Origin of the sequence: Paraburkholderia sp. J94, from assembly GCF_905220285.1 — a bacterium.
Lineage (GTDB): Bacteria > Pseudomonadota > Gammaproteobacteria > Burkholderiales > Burkholderiaceae > Paraburkholderia > Paraburkholderia tropica_A.
Genome location: NZ_CAJMZH010000001.1, coordinates 721,695 through 741,402 on the forward strand (window position 1 = coordinate 721,695; position 19,708 = coordinate 741,402).

Consider the following 19,708-nt stretch of genomic DNA (forward strand, 5'->3'; position numbering starts at 1 on the left):
CGATGACGCACGCTCGCCGTACCAGCGTCAGCGGGTCAGCCGTTAAAAGAGAGCTATGCCATGAATCAACGAATCGAATCCCCCCGCCCTTCCACCATCGAACCGAACGCCACCGCGCCCGTCGAGGATCTGCGCTCCGCGCTTGCGCGCCTCGCGGCGACGCCGGGGCAATTGATCGAAACCGATCGCGAAGTCGACCCGCACGCCGAACTGGCCGGCGTCTACAAGCGCATCGGCGCGGGCGGCACCGTCGAGCGTCCGACGCGTCTCGGACCCGCGATGATGTTCAACGCCGTCAAGGGTTATCCGCAGAGCCGCGTGCTGGTCGGCCTGATGGCGAGCCGCAAGCGCGTCGGCCTGCTGCTCGATGCCGAACCGCGCCGCCTCACGCAACGCATGGCCGACGCCGTGCACAACGCGATCGCGCCGACCACCGTGCCGCGCGACCAGGCGCCCTGCCAGCAGGTCGTGCATCTCGCGAGCGACGCCGATTTCGATCTGCGCAAGCTGATCCCCGCGCCCACGAATACCGAAAGCGATGCGGGCCCGTTCCTGTGCCTCGGCCTCGTGCTCGGCAGCGATCCCGATACCGGCCACGCCGACGTCACGATCCACCGTCTCTGCGTGCAGGGCCGCGACGAACTCTCGATCTTCTTCGCGCCGGGCCGCCATATCGACACGTTCCGCCAGAAGGCCGAAGCGCGCGGCGAACCGCTGCCGGTCTCGATCAACATGGGCCTCGACCCGGCCATCCATATCGGCGCGTGCTTCGAGGCGCCGACCACGCCGCTGGGTTTCGACGAACTCTCGATCGCGGGCGGCCTGCGCGGCAAGCCGGTCGAGCTGGTCGAGTGCGTGAGCGTCGCGCAGAAGTCCATCGCGCGCGCCGAGATCGTCATCGAGGGCGAGATTCTGCCGAACGTGCGCGTCGTCGAGGATCAGAACACGAACACGGGTCACGCGATGCCGGAGTTTCCGGGCTATAACGGCCCAGCGAATCCCTCGCTGCCGGTCATCAAGGTCAAGGCGGTGACGATGCGTCACGGCGCGATCATGCAAACGCTCGTCGGGCCCGGCGAGGAGCACACGAGTCTCGCGGGCATTCCGACCGAGGCGAGCATCTACAACGCAGTCGAAGCGGCGATGCCGGGCTTCGTCAAGCAGGTCTACGCGCACACGGCCGGCGGCGGCAAGCTGCTCGCGGTGCTTCAGGTGAACAAGCAATCGGCGTTCGACGACGGCCGCGCGCGTCAGGCCGCGATCATCGCGCTCGGCGTGTACTCCGAACTCAAGCACGTGATTCTCGTCGACACCGATGTCGACCCCTTCGACACCGAAGACGTGATGTGGGCCATGACCACGCGCTTCCAGGGCGACCTGTCGACGATGTTCCTGCCGAAGGTGAACGGCCATGTGCTCGATCCGTCGCAGACGCCCGACTTCAACCCGGCGCTGCCCGCGCGCGGCGTGACCTGCAAGACCGTGTTCGACTGCACCGCGCCGTTCCATCTGCGCGGCGAGTTCGAACGCGCGAAGTTCATGGACGTCGATCCGCGTCCGTTCGCGCCCGAGCTGTTTGCCGATGCGCACGGCGATGCGTGAGCGTTCGCCTCATCGCGCGCGTCACGGCCACCGGCGGCTGATCGTCGGCGTCACCGGCGCGACGGGTTTCGTCTACGCCGAGCGCGCCCTGCGTCTGCTGCGCGAGATGAAAGTCGAAACGCATCTCGTGATGTCGCGCGCCGCCGAACTCACGCGCGAATACGAGTCGCCGCTTTCGCGCGACGAGGTTCACGCGCTCGCCGATCACGTGCACCCGATCGCCGATGTGGGTGCGTCGGTGGCCTCGGGTTCGTTTCGCACGCTCGGCATGCTGATCGCGCCGTGTTCGATGCGCACGGTCGGCGAGATTGCGTCGGGCGTGACGAGCACGCTGCTCACACGGGCCGCCGACGTCGTGCTCAAGGAGCGCTTGCCGCTCGTGATGATGGTGCGCGAAACGCCGTTGAACCTGATTCATCTGCGCAATCTCACGACGCTGACCGAAGCGGGCGCCACGGTGTTTCCGCCGGTTCCCGCCTTCTACGCGAAGCCCGCGAGCCTCGAAGCAATGGTCGATCATTCGGTGAGCCGCGCGCTCGATCAGTTCGGTCTCGACAGCGGCCGCATCGACGCCTGGCGCGACGGCGCAGACTGATCGTCACGCACGCAGGGCGCGAGTTCACGCAGATCGAGGCGTGGCTCGCGCCATGCGCATTGCACGAACGCCGCTTCAATGCGCCCAGCGCAGCACCTGGGCGTCCAGCCGCCGCGCGATCTCGATCAGCCCGGCCCGCGTGCCCGGATGGAGCGGCACGAGCGGACGGCGCACCGCATCCGACGCGATCACGCCGCCCTCCTTCATCAGCGCCTTGCAGGCGATCAGCCCGCACTGGCGGTTTTCGTAGTTGATGAGCGGCAGCCAGCGCGCGTAGCCCGCCATCGCTTCGTCGCGGTCCCCCGCCAGATACGACTTCAATATCGGTTGCAGACCATCCGGGTAGCCGCCGCCGAGCACGCTGCCGGTCGCGCCCGCGTCGAGGTCGGCCATCAGCGTGATCGCCTCTTCGCCGTCCCACGGACCCTCGATCGCATCACCGCCCAGTTCGATCAATTCGCGCAATTTCGCCGCCGATTGCGGCACTTCGATCTTGAAGTACGACAGGTTGCGGACCTCGCGCGCGAGCCGCGCGAGGAACGCCGCCGAGACCGACGTGCCGCTCATCGGCGCGTCCTGATACATGATCGGAATCTCGATGGCCTCGGACACCTCGGTGAAGAAGCGCTCGATCGCGGCCTCGTTGCAGCGGATCGTCGCGCCGTGATAAGGCGGCATGATCATCACCATCGCCGCGCCGGCGGCCTGGGCCGCGCGGCTGCGCGCCGCGCAGATCGTCGGGCTGAAGTGCGTGGTCGTGACGATCACCGGCACGCGTCCGGCCACGTGATCGAGTATCGTGGAAGTCAGCAGCGCGCGTTCGTCGTCGGTCAGCGAAAACTGCTCCGAATAATTCGCGAGGATGCACAGGCCGTCCGCGCCCGCATCGATGATGAAATCGACGCAGCGCTTCTGCCCTTCGAGATCGAGCGCGCCCGTCTCGGTGAAAATGGTCGGCGCCACGGAGTAGGCACCCGTATAGCGACGCTTGATCGGCCTCGTTCCATTCATCTCGTTTCCCTTCCGCATTAAGTTAGGATTACCTACTGAACAACCGATTCCCGTATCGTGCTTGGGGTTCAAACAAAGGAATCGGACTGGATCGCCGCGAATTCAGACGCGGCCGCATTTGCCCCGCAGGCCGTCGCCAATACCGCACAGAATGGCCTGGAGTTTCATGCGCTTTTGCCGTGCGTGCAGCAGCACGAACGCGAGATGTTTCAGCGTGATCAGATTGATCAGCAACAGCGCCGGATAGCTGTGCCAGTAATCGCGCGCCACGAGAATGCAGTTGCGCGCCGCATAGTAGTGCCGCAAGGCGCTCTGATCGAAGATATCGACGCGCGGCCAGTGCTGTCCCGGCGTTGCCTTGCCAAGCTCGTGCGGCAGCGAGACATCGGCGTTGACGCACACGGGCACGCCATGCGCCTGGGCGCGCATGCAGTACTCGGCGTCGACGTGGTCGATGAAGAAGTCCTCGCGAAAACGCCCGAGCGCGCGGTAGGCTGCGAGCGAAATCGCGGTGCCCGACGAGATGATCACCGAGCACGGCAGCAGCCCGTGCGCGCCGTCGCGGATCGGCGCGATCCGTGCCGACCAGCGCCGCACGGTGAACAGCGGCAGATCGCGCCGCACATTGAGGTTGAAGATGCGCGGACCGACGAGAAAACGCGGCTCGCCCAGCGAGGCGCAGCCGATCAGCATCCGGTCGAAATAATCGTCCGGCACCGTCGAATCCTGATCGAAGATGAAGAACACATCGCAGCCGCGTCCGATCAGGAATTCGAGGCCCGCGTTGAATGCGCCCGCAATGCCGCCGCGATTGTGATTGGCGATCACGCTCACGCCGTGCGCCGCGAGACGCGCATGCAGCACGGCGTCCGCCTGCGGAGAATTATCGACCGCGACCACTTCGGGGCTCAGCGCGGGCAAACGCAGCAGATGCTCAGCCTGCCGCGCGTCCGGCTTGTACAGCGTAATCAACGTGCCATGTTTCATGACGACGCCTCTTCGCAAAAGTGACGATCGCACCGCGCGGATCGCGCACGGCCGGTTCCTCCTTTTGATTGCCGCTGTCTCGTTCGAACGCGTCGGGCCGATCAGGCCCGTGCGTCCGTTATTTTGCGTACAGCTTCACCACGCTCGCGTGCACGACGCGTGTGATTTCCTCCATGCGCCAGCGAATATGCGTGTCCGTCAACGCCATGCAGCGCGCGGTATCGCGTTCGGCCAGCGCGTCGAGAATCTGCAAATGCTCGGTGAACGCCTCGTTGCGGCGCTGATCGACATCGACCCAACGCACGTAATGAATTCGCGCATTGATGCCCTGTAAAACACGCCCGATCTCGCCGTTGCCCGACATCGCGGCCAGTTCCAGATGGAATTCCTCGTCTTTCACCACGAGTTCATCGGACGGCATCCGCTCCGCGCTTTTCATCACCTGCTTCCAGAAGCGGCGCAGCCCCTTGATATCGTTGTCCGACGCGCGCTCGCAAGCGAGCATGACCGCCGTCGATTCGATCGAGCGCCGCAGCTCGAACAGATCGAACACGTCCTTGCCGTCGAGTTCGCGAATGAAGAAGCCGCGATTCGGCACGAAGGCCAACAGGTTTTCCGCCACCAGCCGGTTGAGCGCCTCGCGGATCGGCGTGCGGCTCACGTCGAGCCGCTCCGCCAGTTCCAGTTCGTTGACGCGCTCGCCCGGCCGGATCTCATAGAGCACCGCCATCTGCTTCAACTGCTCGTAAATATCGTTCACCGTCATGCCCGTGCGCCTGGGCGCGGCGGAGTCGCGCAAACCGGGACGCACGTTCCGCGTCATCACGGAATTCGCTGCCATCTCGTCTCCTGAATCGATCTGTGACTGCACATTATCGCCTACCCTGCCCGTGTTGCCGCGCGTGAAAGCGTGCGTTGAAACCTGCGCGGGATCGCACGTTAAACGGCGCGTTGAATGACGCGTTAAATGGCGCCTTAAATGGCGCGTCAAACCGTAAACAAGCGCCCGAATTGCGGCATCGAATCGTCCACGCCCGCGAGCCGCAACGCGTGCCACGCCAGCGCATGATTGCTCGACAGAATCGGCTTGTCGAGCTTCGCTTCGAGATCGGCGATCGCTGCGGCGAGACGCAGGCTCGTGCACGACACGAACACCGCGTCGACGGCCGGATCGCTCGCCAGTTCGGTCACCGCCTGCTCCAGTGAGGCTCGGTCGATGCGCGCGACTTCGTTGTCGTCGCGATGCTCGAACGAGCCCATCCGCACGATATCGACGCCACGCTCGCGCAGATAACGCGCCATCGCCTCATTGATCGGACGCTCGTACGGCGTGAGCAGCGCGACGCCGCGCGCGCCCAGTGCATCGAGCGCCACGCGCGCCGCCGTGATCGGCGTCGTGCACGCGATGCCCGGACGCGCCTCGCGGATTCGCTCGAACACGCGCTCCTCGCCGAGCACCATCGACGCCGAGGTGCAGCCGAACGCCACCACGTCGAGATGCTCGCCGGGCCGGATCAGCGCCACGCCCGGCGCGATGCGGTCGTCCATCTCGCGCAGCGTGGCCGGCGTAATCTCCGCCGAATTCTCGACGCGGCTTTCGTAGAATGCCACGCCCGGCAGCGCGAGCAGGCTGCGCCATTCGTATTCGATCGTGTGATCGGTGGCGAGCACGACGAGGCCGATCGCCGCGCGCGAGGAAATGCCGTCGTCGAGCGCGAAGTCGAAGCGCGTGTACGCGTCGTCACCCGGGGCATCGACAGCGGGCTCGATGCGGTTCGTTAGAAGTTCGCTCACTGTAGTGTCATCCCTGTGATGTCGATCTCGGGTTGCCGGCCGTTCATGACGTCGGCGAGGATTTTCGCGGTGCCGCACGACATGGTCCAGCCCATATGCCCGTGGCCCGTGTTCAGAAACAGATTGCGATGGCGCGTCGCGCCGATCAGCGGCGTGCCCTCCGGCGTCATCGGGCGCAAGCCGGCCCAGTACGACGGCCGCGCATAATCGGCGCCATTCGGGAACAAGGCGCGCGCGGTCGCGAGCATGTGCGAGAAGTCGGCGGGCGCATGCGCCGTGTCGTAGCCGCAGAACTCGGCCGTGGCCGTGAGGCGCAGACGCTGCCCGAAGCGCGCCCACGCGACCAGCTGATTCTCCTCGACGCCGCCGAGCATCGGCGCGTCGTGCGAAGCCTCGACCGGCAGCGTGACCGAATAGCCCTTGACCGGATAAATCGGCAAGCGATAACCGAGGTCGCGCGCGAGCAACGGCGAGTACGAGCCGAGCGCGAGCACGTAACGGTCGGCGTTGAGCCGCCCCGCCGAAGTCTGCACATAGTCGATGCCGTCGCCTGACGCGCGGATGCCCTCGATCGCGGTGCCGAAGCGAAAATCGACGCCCAGCTCGCGGCAACGCTGCTCCAGTGCGCGCGTGAACAGATGCGCGTCGCCGCTCTCGTCGCTCGGGCAATAGATCGCGCCCGCGATATCGTCGCCGCCGCTTTTGAGCGCGGGCTCGCGCGCAATCGTGGCCTGGCGGTCGAGCGTTTCGAGCGGCAGGCCGCTGTCCGAAAGAATCGACATATTGGCCACGCCGCGCTCGAACGATGCGGGATCGCGATACAGATAAAGCAGCCCGCCGCTGATGCGGTCATAGGCCAGCCCTTCGTCGCGCGTGGCCTGCTGAAGCTGCTGCTGCGCGTAGCGGCACAGGCGCACCTTGATCGAGGTATTGCGGCGCGAACGTTCGGCGGTGCAGTTCTGCAGGAACAGCCAGCACCACGCCCACATGCGCCAGTCGGCCTTCGGCTTGAGCCGCAGCGCCTGCCCTTCCATGAACAGCGACTTGAGCAGGATCTTCGGCGCGCGCGGCGACGCCCACGTATACGAATGCCCCGGCGCGATCAGGCCGGCGTTCGCGAAACTGGTTTCGAGCGCGACGCCGTCGCGGCGATCGAGCACCACGACTTCGTCGCCGGCCTTCGCCAGAAAGTAGGCCGTGGTCACGCCGACGATTCCGCCACCGAGCACGATGGTTTTCATGCGCGTTCTCCGGGGTCAGGCAGCCGTGGACGTCGACTCTGCGATGGCGGCAATCGCGCCGATCTCGACCGTGTACTGCTCGAACGCGAGCTTCGATTCGACACAGGCTCGCGCAGGCGCATGGCCCTTCGGCACCCATGCATCCCAGACGCTGTTCATCTCGGCGAAGCTGCGATGGTCCGCGAGCCAGATGTTCGCGGAGACGATCTGGCGTTTGTCGCCGCCCGCGATTTCGAGCAGACGGTCGAGCTTGTCGAGAATCTGGCGGGTCTGGCCGGCGACGTCGAGCGACGTATCGTCGGCCACCTGTCCCGCGATGAAAACGAACCCGCCTGCGACCACCATTTGACTCATCCGCTCGCCGGTTTCATATCGCTTGATTTCCATCCAGACGCCTCCGTTAGGCAGGTATGTTGGAGCCGATCCTAGCATCGCTTATTCAGAAGTGTATACACATTTTCAATAAAAAACGGCCTCGCGCCAAGCACGTGCAAGACCGTCCAAAACGGTGCGGACGCAAGCCCAATAAATGCGAAAACATGCGCTTTTTAAGGGCATTTATCGAAACAGAAGCGCGTTTCACAGCGCACGATTCGTGCACCGAATAAATGCCTAAAAATTTCTCGCACAACTATTTTTTTTCAGCAATTCTGTAGACACTTTTGTATATCGATACCGTTCAAAGCGCATCAAAAACCCATCTGAAAACCCAACAAAGAACTGCAAAAGGAGAACCACGATGAGCCTGTTTCGCTGGAGTGTCGGGGCCGCCGTCGCGGCGCAGCTGTGCGTGTCGACTGCGTGGGCGGACGTCGAGCTCGGCGCCGTGTTGCCGTTGAGCGGATCGAGCGCGTCGATCGGCGAGGACCAGCGGCGCGGCATCGAACTGGCGGTCGCGAAGATCAATGCGCAAGGCGGCGTGCTCGGCCAGAAGCTCAAGGTGCGGGTCGAGGATTCGGGCGGCACGGCAAACACCGCGCTCGACGCCACGCGCAAGCTCGCCACGGTCGATCACGTGCCGGTCGTGCTCGGAGAATTCTCGTCGTCGGTGACGATTCCGATCGGCCAGTTCCTCGTGCGGCAAGGCGAGGTGCACGTCAATATCGGCTCGTCGAGCCAGCAGGTGCGCAAGATCGGCGCGGGCTCGTTCAGCGTGATCGGCCTGGACGATCTTTCGGCGCGTTTCGCCGCGCAGGACGTCTACGCGCGCAACCTGCACCGGGTGGCCTTCATCGCGCCGAACAACGGCTATGGTCAGGGTCTTGCGGGCGAGTTCAAGAAGCGCTTCGAGGCGCTCGGCGGCACGGTCGTCTCACAGGTGCTCTATACCGAGGGCCAGTCGACCTATCGCCGCGAACTGGAGCAGGCGGCGCGCGCGAAGCCCGATGCCTACGTCTACAGCGCCTACGGCCAGGAAGCCGCGACGCTCAATCGTCAGGCGTACGAAATGCAGCTCAACAAGACGCCGTGGTACGGCATCTATCTGACGATGTGCACGAGCGATACGCCGCCGCAGATCGCGCAAGGCCAGATCGGTCTTGAAGTGGGCGCCCTCGGTGGCACCGCGAAAGCCTACGCCGACGCCTACCAGAGCGCCTACAAGGAAGCGCCGCGCTCCGCGTTCGGCAGCTACGCCTACGACGCCACCATGCTCGCGGCGGCGGCGATCAACAGCGCGCATTCGGCGGACCCGGCGAAGATCCGCACCGCGATGGCCGCGATCGGTAAAGGCTACGACGGCGTGACGGGCGACATCGCCTTCGACGGCGACGGTCAGCGCGCGGTCCAGCCCTACGAGAAAGTGGTCTTCAAGCAGGCCGTCGTCGCCCAGTAAGCGTCCTCGTCTGACTTCCACGGAGAACGCCATGCTGCAGTTCCTGCTCGACGTCCTGATCCGCACGTCCGACCTGCTGCTCGTTTCGATCGGACTGTCCACGCTTTACTCGCTGATCCGCTTTCCCAACATCGCTCACGTGCAATACGCGATGCTCGGCGCGTTCGCCTCGCTCGGTTTCGAGCGCGCCGGTCTGCCGTTCGTGCTCGCCGCCACCGCGTCGTGCGCTCTGGTCGGCCTGCTCGCGGTGCTGCTCAACGCCTTCGTGTTCGCCCGGCTGCTGCGCTCGGGCAGCGCGGTCGCGATGATCGGCTCGCTTGCGGTCTCGCTGATCGCGGTCGCGCTCGTGCTCGGCACCGCAGGCTCGCGTCCGCTCCAGTATTCGCAGGATCTGACGCCGCCGCTGCTGATCGGCGAGGTCGCCGTTTCGCACGCACAGCTCGACTCGATCGTCTGCGGCGCGCTGACCTTGCTGCTGTTCGCCGTGCTGCTCTACCGCACGGATATCGGCCGCTCGATGCGCGCGCTCGCCTCGAACCGCCCGCTCGCGCTCGCGACCGGCATCGACGCGCAACGCGTCACCAACATCATCACGTTCGCGAGCGGCGTGCTCGCGGCGCTGGGCGGCACGATGCTCGGGCTCACGGAAAGCGTGCACGTGAATCTCGGCAACAACCTGCTGATCCCCGTGTTTTCCGCGGCGATTCTCGGCGGCCTCGGCAATCCGCTCGGCGCGGCGGCGGGCGCGCTGCTGATCGCGCTCGCCGAAACCGTGATGCTCGACACCGATCTCGGCGCGCTGACCGGCCACGGTTCGCTGGCGTTTCCGGTCACCTACGTCAGCGCGGTGTCGTTCCTGATCCTGCTGGTCGCGCTGATGTTCAGGCCGTACGGGATCTTCGACCGGGAGGTGCGGCGTGTCTAGTTTCCTGATCCATCTGCTGACCTCGGCCTGCCTCGCCGCGATGATGGCGCTCGGGCTCAACCTCCAGGCGGGCTATGCGGGCATGGTCAATTTCGGCTTCATCGCGTTCGCCGGGCTCGGCGCCTACGCGGCCGGGATCGCATCGCAACTGGGCTGGCCACTGCCCGCGGCCCTGCTGCTCGCGCTCGCGGCCGCCAGCGTGCTGGCCGTCGCCATCGCGCGGCTCGGCCGCATGCTGTCGTCGGACTACTGGGGCATCGCGACGCTCGCGGTCGCCGAAATCCTGCGCACCGTCGCGCTCAACGAGAGTTGGCTCACGGGCGGCGCGCAAGGCATCGGCGGCATCGCGCCGCTGTTCGGCGGGCTCGCCGCGCCGTGGGCCGATCTGGCGTTTCTCGCGGTCGCGGCCGGCTGCCTCGCGCTCGTCTATCTGGCCTACCGGCGCATCGTGCGCAGCCGCTTCGGCCGCGCGCTGAAGGTCATGCGCGAGGAACCGGCGCTCGCCGTCTGCTTCGGCTACGACCCGCTCTCGCTGAAGACGCGCGCGAGCGTCGCGGCCGCGCTGCCCGCCGCGCTCGCGGGCGCGCTGCTGACCTGGTACATCAGCTACGTCGGCCCCGACACGATGCTCTCGTCCGAGACCTTCGCGCTCTGGACCATCGTGATGGTCGGCGGCCTGGGCAGCAATGCGGGCGTGCTGGTCGGCGCCGTGCTCGTGCAGGCGGTCTATTCGCTCGCGCCCTTCCTGAAGGACTGGTTCGGCGTCGGCAGCGATCTCGCGGGCGCCGTGCGGCTCGGCCTCGTCGGGCTGATGCTGCTCGCCTGTCTGCTGTGGCGGCCGCGCGGGCTGCTGCCCGAACGTCTGGAGGTCCAGCCATGAGCGCGCTTCTCGAACTCGACGGCATCGCCATTCACTACGGCGGCAATATCGTGCTGTCCGGGCTCGCGCTGACGGTCGGCAGCGGCGAGATCGTCGGCCTGCTCGGGCCGAACGGCTCCGGCAAGAGCACGGTGCTCAACGCCGTGACGGGTTTCGCGCCGCTCGCGGGCGGCGAGATCCGCTTCGACGGCCAGCGCATCGACCGGTTGTCCCCGCAGCGCATCGCGCAGCTCGGCATCCGCCGCACGTTCCAGTTGCCGTCGATGCCCGCGCGCATGTCGGTGCTCGAACTGACGATGGCCGCGTCGTCGGAGCGTCACGGCATCGGCGCGGCGCTGCTGCGCGGCCCAGCAATGCGCGCGCTCGAACAGAAAACACGCGATCGCGCGAGAGCCTTGCTCGACGAACTGAAGCTCGCGGCGGTCGCGCATCTGCCCGCCGCGTCGATCTCGGGCGGCCAGAAGAAGCTGCTCGGCATCGCCTGCGCGATGATGACCGAGCCGAAGCTGCTGCTGCTCGACGAACCGACGGCGGGCGTCCATCCGAATCTGCGCGGCGAACTGGTGGCGGAACTGCGGCGCATTCACCGGCTCGGCGTCACGCTGATGGTGATCGAGCACGACATGCATTTCATCCGCGAACTCTGCGACCGCTGCGTCGTGCTCGACCGCGGCGCGGCCATCGCCAACTGCAAGCCCGCCGAACTGGAGCGCAACCGGCGCGTGCTCGACGCGTACCTCGGCCGCGCGCACGGCCGCCGCTCCCTGGAGGCCTCATGATCGAAGTCGATGGACTCGTCGCCGGGTACACGCCGGGCGTCGACATTCTGCATGGCGTGACGCTGCACGTGGGCGCGGTCGAAATCGTCTCGATCCTCGGTCCGAACGGCTGCGGCAAGTCCACGCTGCTCAAGGCGATCGCGGGCTTTCTGCTGCCGCGCGCGGGCACGGTGAAACTGCAGGGCGCCGACCTCGCGCGCGAGCCCGTGCATCGCAAGGTCCGCCTGCACGGCGTCGGCTTCGTGCCGCAGACCGACAACGTGTTCGGCGCGCTCACGGTGCGCGAGAACCTGATGCTCGGCGGCCAGGGGATGTCGTCGTTTCCGCGCGAGGCGCGCATCGAGGAACTGTGCGAGCAATATCCGGTGCTGCGGCGGCGCTACCGCTCGCCCGCCGCCGCGCTCTCGGGCGGCGAACGCCAGATCGTCTCGCTCGCGCGCGCGCTGATGCCGCGCCCCGCCATGCTGCTGCTCGACGAACCGTCGGCGGGCCTGTCGCCGAAAATGGTCGATGAGGTGTTCGACGCGATCGTGCGCATGCGCGACACCGAACATATCGGTGTCCTGATGGTCGAGCAGAATGCGATCGAGGCGCTGCGCATCTCCGACCGCGGCATCGTGCTGACGATGGGCCGCGTCGCGCTCGAAGGAGCGTCGTCCGACCTGCTCGACAGCGACGAGATGCGGCGGCTTTATCTCGGCGGGAGAGCGGCGTGAATCCGGTCTCGGCCGAAACGGCAGAATCCCGCGCGGCGCTCGCGCCTCCGGGCGCGCGCCCGGCGACGATCATGGTCGCGCTCGCCTGCGGCTTCGTCATGGCGATGCTCGACGTCACGATCGTCAACGTCGCGCTCAAGGCGATGCAGACGAGCCTCGCGATCTCGCTGACGACGCTCGTCTGGGTCGTCGACGCCTACGCGCTCAGCTTCGCCGCGCTGCTGCTGTTCGGCGGCGCACTGGCGAACCGTTACGGCTCGAAGAACCTCTATCTGATCGGTCTCGCGCTGTTCGTGGCGGCCTCGGCGCTGTGCGCGAGCGCCACCACGCCCGCCGCGCTGATCGCCGCGCGGCTGCTGCAAGGCGGCGGCGCGGCGCTGTTCATGCCGAGTTCGCTGAGCCTGCTGACGCTCGCCTTTGCGCCCGGCCCGCTGCGCACGCGCATGATCGGCATCTGGGGCGCGCTGGTGTCGGCGGCGATGGCGCTCGGTCCATGCGTCGGCGGCGTGCTCGTCGATGCGATCGGCTGGCGCAGCATCTTCTGGGTGAACCTGCCGGTGGGCCTCGCGGGTCTGTGGCTCACGCAGCGCTACGTGGCGCGTTCGCCGCGCCATGCGGGGCCGCTCAACGGCGCGGGCCACCTGCTCGCCGCGCTCGCGCTCGGCGCGCTGAGCCTCACGCTGATCCAGGGACCGAGTCTGGGCTGGACCTCGCCCGCGATCGTCGCGAGCGCGCTGACGACCCTCGCGGCCACGGCCGCGTTCGCGCTGCGCGAGCGTTTCGCGCGCCACCGCATCCTGTCGCGCGCGCTGCTCGGCGAACCGCGCTTCGTTGCGGGCAGCCTGCTCGGCCTCGCGATCAACTTCGGCATCCTCGCCGAAATCTTTCTGATCAGCCTCTACCTTCAGCAGCAGCGCGGTTCGAGCGCGCTCGTGACCGGCTTCCAGCTTTTCCCGCTGATGGCGATGTTCGGCATCGGCAATCTCGCTTCGGCGCGCGTGAGCCGCCGCTTCGGTCCGCGCGGCACGCTGCTCGCCGGGCTCGCGCTCGCCACGCTCGGCAGCGTCGCCATGCTCGGCATCGACGCGCTGCCTTACTGGGCGCTCGCGGTCTGTATCGGCGTCGCGAACTTCGGCGCGGGCCAGGCGATCCCGGCGATGAACCTCGTCGTCATGCACGCCGCGCGGCCCGAGGACGCCAATCTCGCCGCCGCGTCGCTCAACGCGAGCCGCCAGATCGGCTCGCTGATCGGCGTGGCGATTGCGTCGGTGGTCCTGCATAGCATCGCGGATTCGGGACGCGCGACGGCGGCCGGATTCGCGATCATCGCGGCGGCGTATGCGGGCGGTTTCGCGATCGTGGCGCGCGCCATCAAAACCGTCTGAGCGCGCGCCGTATCACGTGGGCCGAATCAGTTGGCCGCAACCGCCGCGCCCTTCTGCAGAAAACGCGCGCGCATCGGCTTGAGCACGAACAGCGCGAGCACGGCGGTGACGATATCGAGCGTGATCGCCGAGGCGAACACCGGCACCCAGCTACCCGCGTGCAGATGCAGCAGCGCGGCGAGCGGCCCGCCGAAGATCGAGCCGATGCCCTGCGAGATATAGAGCCAGCCATAGTTTTCGGTAGCGTGACGCGTGCCGAAGGTGTCGGTCAGCGTCGACGGGAACAGCGAGAAGATTTCGCCCCAGCCAAAGAACACCACGCCCGAGAGCAGCACGAACAGCACGGCGTTATCGCGCGTCAGCAGCCACAGCGCCATCGCCACGCCTTCGAGCGCGAACGCGAAAAACATCGTGTTTTCGCGGCCGAATCGATCCGAGACCCAACCGAACAACGGACGCGTGAGGCCATTCGTGAAGCGGTCGATGGTCAGCGCGAGCGGCAGCGCGGCCATGCCGAACACCACCACTTTCGTGATGCCGAAATCGGCCGCGAAGGTCGCCATCTGCGACGTGACCATGAGGCCCGAGGTCGACATCATCGTCATCATGGCGAACATCAGCCAGAACAGCGGCGACTTCATCATCTGCGAGGGACGCAGGTTCGGCACGTTGGCGGCAGCATGCGCCGCGGCAGCCGCGCCGTCACGCGGCACGCGCAGGCCTTGCGAAGCGAGAAAGCCCACGACCGCGAACGCGATGCCGTAGATCCAGAGCGTGGCGTCGAGGCCGCGCGTCGCGAGCGAGGCCGCGATCGGGAACGTCGTGACGATCGCGCCCATGCCATAACCGGCCGCCACCGCGCCCGCCGCGAAGCCGCGGCGATCCGGGAACCAGCGCACCATCAGCCCGACCACGCCGACATAGACGATGCCCGTGCCGAGCCCGCCCACGAGACCGTACGTGAGATAGAGCATCGACGTGCTCGTGACCATCGAGGCGAGCACCCAGCTCAGGCCCGACATCACCGTGCCGAGCGAGATCAGCAGACGCGGGCCGAAGCGGTCGATCAGCTTGCCCTGAAACGGCGAGAAGAAGGTCTGCAAAATGATCAGCAGCGAGAACGTGACCTGCAATTCGGGCAGCGGCACGCCGAGCTTCGCGGACAGCGGCTTGGTCAGCAGCGTCCAGACATATTGCGGGCTCGAAATCGCCATCATGCACAGCAGGCCGAGGCCGAGCTGGAGCCAGCGGTTATGCGTCGCGACGGCGTTCGCGCCGTCCGTGGTCTGAGCGTGCAGCGTCTGAGTGCGTGTGTTCATGTGTTTTCCCCGTTGAATGCGGATGAAAAAGGACGAGAGACGCCCTCCGGTTCGGCAAGCCGCCGAACCGGATATAAAAAAAAAGTCGATCAGTCGATTAGGTGGAGCGCTGGCTTGCGCTACCAGCCCGCGGCCGCGCCGTCGCTGCGTGGATCGTGGCCCGCCTCGAACAATCCATTCGGATAGCGAAGGATTGCGCCGGCATGCCCCATCGCTTCGTCATACGCGGCGAGCACTTCCACGTCGTGGCCCAGCGCGCGCAACGCGTCGACCGTCTCCGCCGGAAAGCGCGCTTCGAGCTTCAGCGAATCGGTCGACTGGCCCCACGTGCGGCCGAGCAGCCAGCGCGGCGCATCGATCGCGGCCTGCGGATTCCAGCCGTAGCGCGCGATGCGCGAGAACACCGCGCTTTGCGATTGCGGCTGGCCGTCGCCGCCCATGTTGCCGTAGACCATCGTGCGGCCATCGGCGAACTGCGCGAGCGCGGGATTGAGCGTGTGGAACGGACGGCGTCCCGGCATCAGCGGATTCAGCGACGCGGGATCGAGCGAAAAACTGCAGCCGCGGTTCTGCCAGTTGATGCCCGATTCCGGCAGCACGATGCCGCTGCCGAACTCGTGATAGATGCTTTGGATAAAGCTGACGGCCACGCCCTCGTTGTCGACCACGCCCATCCAGACCGTGTCGCCGGGACCGCGTCCGTTGCCCCACGGCATCGCGCGCGACATCGACACCTCGCGCGCCATCGCGTCGAGCGCGGCGGGCGCGAGCAGCGCGTCGGGATCGATGCGCATATGGTCGGGATCGGTCACGTACTGGTCGCGCACCTTGAACGCGAGCTTGGTCGCTTCCACGCACGCGTGCACGAATTCGGGGCCGAGCGGGTCCATGCCGTCGGTGAGCACGCGGTCGAGCACGCCGAGAATCAGCAGCGAGACGAGCCCTTGCGTCGGCGGGGGCATGTTGTAGACCGTGCCGAGCGTGTGTTCGAGCGCGAGCGGCGTGCGTTCGCGCGCGCGATGGCGTTCGAGATCGTCGAGCGTGATCAGCGTTTCGAGCGACGAGAGATCGCGCGCGATGCTGCGCGCGAGATCGCCGCGATAGAAGTCGTCGAGGCCCGCATCGGCGAGTTGTTGCAGCGTCGCCGCGAGCCGCGCGTTCGCGAAGCGCTCGCCGGTACGCGGCGCGCGCGCGTCGGGCATGAAGGTGGGTGCGAAGCCCGCCACGTTTTGCAGTTCCGCGCCCTTGCCCGCGACGCAATCGGCGTGGCTGCGCGTGACCGGCACGCCGTACTTCGCGTAGTGAATCGCGTCTTCGAGCAGGCGCGCGACGGGCAAGCGGCCGCCGAGCGCGGCTTGCGAATAGCGTTGCGCGAAGTCCCAGCCGGACACCGTGCCCGCCACCGTATTCGCGGCGAGCGGGCCGCGCGCGGGCACCGCGGAGAGACCGAGCGCGCGATAGGTGGCGATGTCGGCGCGCATCGCCGCCGCACCGCACGCCTCGATGCCGATGGGCGCGTGGCCGGGACGCGAGATCAGCCAGAAGCCGTCCCCGCCGATGCTGTTCATATGCGGATACACCACGGCGATGGTCGCGGCGGCGGCGATCATCGCCTCGACCGCGTTGCCGCCTTCGCGCAGGACGGCGAGCGCGCTCTGCGAAGCGAGCGCGTGCGGCGCGACCGCCATGCCGCGCGAACCGCGCGTGGGATTCAGTGTGGGTGCTGCGTGGAGTTCAGCAAAGCGTTCGGCAGTGTGTTCGAGAGGCATCGACGTTTCCTTGTATACAACGAAAACGTTAATGCGAAATCCGTGCCAAGTCTTGGTAAAAACCCTGAGAATGCCGATTGGATAAGGCTTTCAGCCTGCCTACGCGGCCTTTCGCGGGCCGCCCCGCCGTGCCGTCAGGTGGTGCGCCGAGGCCGGGCTGGTGCGTGCACAACGGCATCGCGCCCCGTCTCGGTGCGCACGGCGCGCAGGCGTTGCAGCGTGAGACCGTTGACGCTCGCCTGACTTCCGCCGATGTGACGCGAGACGAGTTCGACGCTTAACGCGCTGTCGCCACGGCGAATCGCGTCGAGAATCGCGGCGTGCTCGTCGTAGGTTTCGGCGATGCCGTCGCCGTGCACGAGATCGAGCCGCCGCACCACGCGGATGCGGTCGGTCACGCGCTGCATCGTCGCGGTCAGTTCGTCGTTGCCCGCCGCCGCCACCAGCGCGTGATGCAGCCCCTCGTCGAGTTCGACGAGCTTGCGGCCATCGGCGATGCGCTGCGCGCGCCCGACTTTCCAGATACGGTCGAGCGCGTCGAGCAGCAGATGCAGTTCGGCTTGCGGCGCTTCGCCTGAGCACAGCTTGCGCACCGCGAAGGTCTCGATCATCTGGCGCATTTCGTAGAGATCGTCGAAACGCTTGTTGTCGATCGGCACGACTTCCCAGCCGCCGCGCACGTAGCCCTGCATCAGCCCGTCGCTTTGCAGCCGCTGCAGCGCTTCGCGCGCGGGCGTGCGCGACACCGCGAAACGTTCCGCGATCGCGCCCTCGGTGAGCCGGTCGCCCGGCAGCAGGTGCATGTCGAAGATTTCGTTGCGCAGCGTGTAATAGACGCGGTCCGCGCGCGTCAGCGCGGCGTCTGGCGCGATCGGCGGACTGTCGTCGAGCGTGATGTTCAGCTTGATGTCGGGCATGGTCGGAGCTTATCAAAGGCGCATGCCCGGAAGAAAACAATTGCGCGGACGCGCCCGCTATCCAGCAGGCGCTGACTTCGTGCCCCGCTTCAACGCGACGTCACCGACGCACGCCGTGCCCACGCCTTCACATAATCCGGCTCGAATTCCTGGGCTTCCTGGCCTTGCGCGTCTTGCGCGCCCTCGACGCGCTCGGGCGGCAGCGGCGTGAGCGCCATCGGCAGCACACCGGCCCAGACCGGCAACGCGAGATCCGCTTCGTCGTCGCTCGGACCGCCGGTGCGAATCTTCGACACGGCTTCATCGAGCGGCAGACGCAGGATCGTCGTCGCGGCGAGTTCGTTGCGATCGCCGCGGCGGACTTCATGCACGCGGCCACGCGCGATGTGTTCGAGAAACGCGTCGAGCGCGGCGGCCTTCTGCCCGGCGGGCACGACGTCGAACGCGCCGTAGATCATCGCCGAGCGATAGTTCATCGAGTGATGGAACGCGGAGCGCGCGAGCACGAGGCCGTCGAGATGCGTGATCGTCACGCAGCACTGCGCGCCTTCGGCGGCGAGCTTGAGCATGCGGCTGCCGTTCGAGCCGTGGATGTAGAGATGATCGCCTTCGCGCCAGCACGCGGTGGGGATGCAGTGCACGCCGTGATCGTCGGCGAACGCGACGTGGCACACATAGGCCGCGTCGAGAATCGAGTACAGCGTGGCGGTCTCGTAGTCGGCGCGCTCGGCCATGCGGCGCACGCGCGTGCGCGGCGACGGCGGCGTGGTCTTGCTCGCGGCGTTATCGGTCTCGGACATCCTCGGCATCTCCTGGTTGCGATGAAATGCCGATCAGACTAACGAAGCGGTGGCTCTAGCGCTAGACCCAGAGAGTGCCATGCTCGTAGGGCCACGAAAAGCCAACGCCAGCGTGGAGCAATTACGATTTCGCGGCCGTCTTGCGCGCGGGACGCAGCGGTTTCGCGGCGGCTTCGGCGGGCCGTCCGGCGCGGCGCGGCGCACGGCGCACGGGTGTCGGCGCGCTGCCCGTACCAGGCTTGTTGCGGGCCGCGCTGAGTTCTTTCGCCTGCGCCGCATGCGTGGCGCGCAGCGCGTCGAGCCGCCCTTCGAGCACGCCGGCCTGATGGCGCAGATCGCCAAGCTGACCTTGCAGCGACTGAATCTCGGCACGCGCGCTTTCCTCGGCACGCGCGGCGCGCTTCGCGGCGGCCTCGCTATCGCGCTGCACGCGCGCCGCAGCCGAGCGCTCGCGCTCGATCTCCAGCAACGCGCGCTTTTCAGCGGCTTGCAGCCGCGTTTCGGCAAGCTCGGCGCTGGTGCGCAGCTTGTCGAGTTCGGCGCCGAAGTCCGCGCGCGCCTGCGTCAATGCGTTGTCCCGCTCGCGATTGCCCTGCTGAAGCCGCTCAACTTCGCCCTCCAGCGCCTCGCGCGTGGCCGACGCCGCCGCCTGCGACTGCTCCAGGTCCTGAATACGCACTTGCGCCGCGAGCAGGGCAGCGGTGCGCTGCTCCAGCGCGGTTTCGGTGCGGGCCAGGTCGTTTCGCAAACCGGCGACGGCGGCTTCGGCCTGCTGCCGCGCGGCCTCGACCTCCTCGCGCAGCGCCGCGAGCGACGCCTGCGCGGATGCCGTTGCGCGCTTCCAGAGCGCCCCGATCAGTTCGCCCGCCGCGCCCTGCAACTCCTCGGGCAAGTCCGCGTGCTCGATGCGCACACGGCTTTTCTCGCGCAACTCCGCCCAGAATTCGGACAGCACGGCCGTGGGCGTACCCATGCTGCCGCGCCGAACGAGTTGATAAAGCCGGTTCGCGGTGGGCGTGACGCCGAAGCGGAAGAACAACAGCGCGCAGACTTCGCGATACAGCTCGCGCGTCTTGGGAAAGTCGGCTTTAAGACGCTCGATTTCCGCGGCGATGCGGACTTCGTCGGGGGCGATGTCGGACATGGTGAATTTT

19 protein-coding genes are annotated in these 19,708 nt (G+C 66.9%); 8 read left to right on the forward strand and 11 right to left on the reverse strand.

Features of this window, described 5'->3' with window-relative positions; translation table 11 throughout:
* Positions 1 to 60: 60 nt before the first annotated feature.
* Both U4Y88_RS03190 and U4Y88_RS03195 read left to right on the forward strand, forming a co-directional pair.
* On the forward strand, positions 61 to 1,602 hold the full coding sequence (locus U4Y88_RS03190; RefSeq protein WP_224009930.1) for a UbiD family decarboxylase: 1,542 nt from the start codon (positions 61 to 63) through the stop codon (positions 1,600 to 1,602).
* Entirely contained in the window at positions 1,595 to 2,197 is a 603-nt protein-coding gene (locus U4Y88_RS03195; protein ID WP_321782184.1) for a UbiX family flavin prenyltransferase, read from the forward strand. Before U4Y88_RS03190 ends, U4Y88_RS03195 begins: the two co-directional genes overlap by 8 nt.
* A gap of 75 nt (positions 2,198 to 2,272) precedes the next feature.
* On the opposite strand, the gene U4Y88_RS03200 is transcribed toward U4Y88_RS03195, so the two are convergent.
* From U4Y88_RS03200 to U4Y88_RS03225, 6 genes are all read right to left on the reverse strand, one after another.
* On the reverse strand, positions 2,273 to 3,208 hold the full coding sequence (locus tag U4Y88_RS03200; RefSeq protein WP_310630129.1) for a dihydrodipicolinate synthase family protein: 936 nt from the start codon (positions 3,206 to 3,208) through the stop codon (positions 2,273 to 2,275).
* Positions 3,209 to 3,310: 102 nt separating this feature from the next.
* Complete coding sequence (locus U4Y88_RS03205; protein ID WP_310630130.1) at positions 3,311 to 4,195, reverse strand: glycosyltransferase family 2 protein; 885 nt, start codon at positions 4,193 to 4,195, stop codon at positions 3,311 to 3,313.
* Positions 4,196 to 4,313: 118 nt separating this feature from the next.
* Positions 4,314 to 5,036 (reverse strand): GntR family transcriptional regulator, encoded by a 723-nt coding sequence (locus tag U4Y88_RS03210; protein ID WP_405044943.1) that lies wholly within the window; start codon positions 5,034 to 5,036, stop codon positions 4,314 to 4,316.
* Positions 5,037 to 5,182: 146 nt separating this feature from the next.
* Positions 5,183 to 5,989 (reverse strand): aspartate/glutamate racemase family protein, encoded by an 807-nt coding sequence (locus U4Y88_RS03215; RefSeq protein WP_321782186.1) that lies wholly within the window; start codon positions 5,987 to 5,989, stop codon positions 5,183 to 5,185.
* A complete protein-coding gene (locus tag U4Y88_RS03220) occupies positions 5,986 to 7,230 on the reverse strand; it encodes a D-amino acid dehydrogenase (protein ID WP_321782188.1) in 1,245 nt (414 codons plus the stop codon). Before U4Y88_RS03220 ends, U4Y88_RS03215 begins: the two co-directional genes overlap by 4 nt.
* 15 nt (positions 7,231 to 7,245) lie before the next feature.
* Complete coding sequence (locus U4Y88_RS03225; RefSeq protein WP_321782190.1) at positions 7,246 to 7,617, reverse strand: RidA family protein; 372 nt, start codon at positions 7,615 to 7,617, stop codon at positions 7,246 to 7,248.
* Between the two features lie 352 nt (positions 7,618 to 7,969).
* On the opposite strand from U4Y88_RS03225, the gene U4Y88_RS03230 reads away from it, so the two are divergent.
* From U4Y88_RS03230 to U4Y88_RS03255, 6 genes are read left to right on the forward strand one after another with little or no spacing between them, the layout of a single operon-like run.
* Positions 7,970 to 9,064 (forward strand): ABC transporter substrate-binding protein, encoded by a 1,095-nt coding sequence (locus U4Y88_RS03230; RefSeq protein WP_224009915.1) that lies wholly within the window; start codon positions 7,970 to 7,972, stop codon positions 9,062 to 9,064.
* 31 nt (positions 9,065 to 9,095) lie between these two features.
* Positions 9,096 to 9,989, forward strand: coding sequence for a branched-chain amino acid ABC transporter permease (locus tag U4Y88_RS03235; protein ID WP_224009913.1), 894 nt, complete (start codon positions 9,096 to 9,098; stop codon positions 9,987 to 9,989).
* Entirely contained in the window at positions 9,982 to 10,869 is an 888-nt protein-coding gene (locus U4Y88_RS03240; RefSeq protein WP_321782192.1) for a branched-chain amino acid ABC transporter permease, read from the forward strand. The genes U4Y88_RS03235 and U4Y88_RS03240 overlap by 8 nt, the downstream gene beginning before the upstream one ends.
* Positions 10,866 to 11,648, forward strand: a complete 783-nt coding sequence (locus tag U4Y88_RS03245) for an ABC transporter ATP-binding protein (RefSeq protein WP_321782193.1) — start codon at positions 10,866 to 10,868, stop codon at positions 11,646 to 11,648. Before U4Y88_RS03240 ends, U4Y88_RS03245 begins: the two co-directional genes overlap by 4 nt.
* Positions 11,645 to 12,364 (forward strand): ABC transporter ATP-binding protein, encoded by a 720-nt coding sequence (locus tag U4Y88_RS03250; protein ID WP_321782195.1) that lies wholly within the window; start codon positions 11,645 to 11,647, stop codon positions 12,362 to 12,364. The genes U4Y88_RS03245 and U4Y88_RS03250 overlap by 4 nt, the downstream gene beginning before the upstream one ends.
* A complete protein-coding gene (locus U4Y88_RS03255) occupies positions 12,361 to 13,749 on the forward strand; it encodes an MFS transporter (protein WP_415774383.1) in 1,389 nt (462 codons plus the stop codon). Before U4Y88_RS03250 ends, U4Y88_RS03255 begins: the two co-directional genes overlap by 4 nt.
* Positions 13,750 to 13,775: 26 nt before the next feature.
* On the opposite strand, the gene oxlT is transcribed toward U4Y88_RS03255, so the two are convergent.
* The 5 genes from oxlT to U4Y88_RS03280 form a co-directional block, all read right to left on the reverse strand.
* Positions 13,776 to 15,068, reverse strand: coding sequence for an oxalate/formate MFS antiporter (gene oxlT / locus U4Y88_RS03260; protein WP_321782196.1), 1,293 nt, complete (start codon positions 15,066 to 15,068; stop codon positions 13,776 to 13,778).
* 119 nt (positions 15,069 to 15,187) lie between these two features.
* Positions 15,188 to 16,837, reverse strand: a complete 1,650-nt coding sequence (locus U4Y88_RS03265; RefSeq protein WP_415774384.1) for a gamma-glutamyltransferase family protein — start codon at positions 16,835 to 16,837, stop codon at positions 15,188 to 15,190.
* A 134-nt stretch (positions 16,838 to 16,971) separates the two neighbouring features.
* Positions 16,972 to 17,754: a GntR family transcriptional regulator gene (locus tag U4Y88_RS03270; protein ID WP_321782198.1), complete on the reverse strand. Its 783-nt coding sequence runs from the start codon at positions 17,752 to 17,754 to the stop codon at positions 16,972 to 16,974.
* Positions 17,755 to 17,843: 89 nt separating this feature from the next.
* Positions 17,844 to 18,554, reverse strand: coding sequence for a pyridoxamine 5'-phosphate oxidase family protein (locus U4Y88_RS03275; RefSeq protein ID WP_321782200.1), 711 nt, complete (start codon positions 18,552 to 18,554; stop codon positions 17,844 to 17,846).
* 121 nt (positions 18,555 to 18,675) lie between these two features.
* The gene (locus tag U4Y88_RS03280; protein WP_321782202.1) at positions 18,676 to 19,698 is read right to left on the reverse strand and encodes a DNA-binding protein; all 1,023 of its coding nucleotides are present in this window, start codon (positions 19,696 to 19,698) and stop codon (positions 18,676 to 18,678) included.
* Between the last annotated feature and the right edge of the window lie 10 nt (positions 19,699 to 19,708).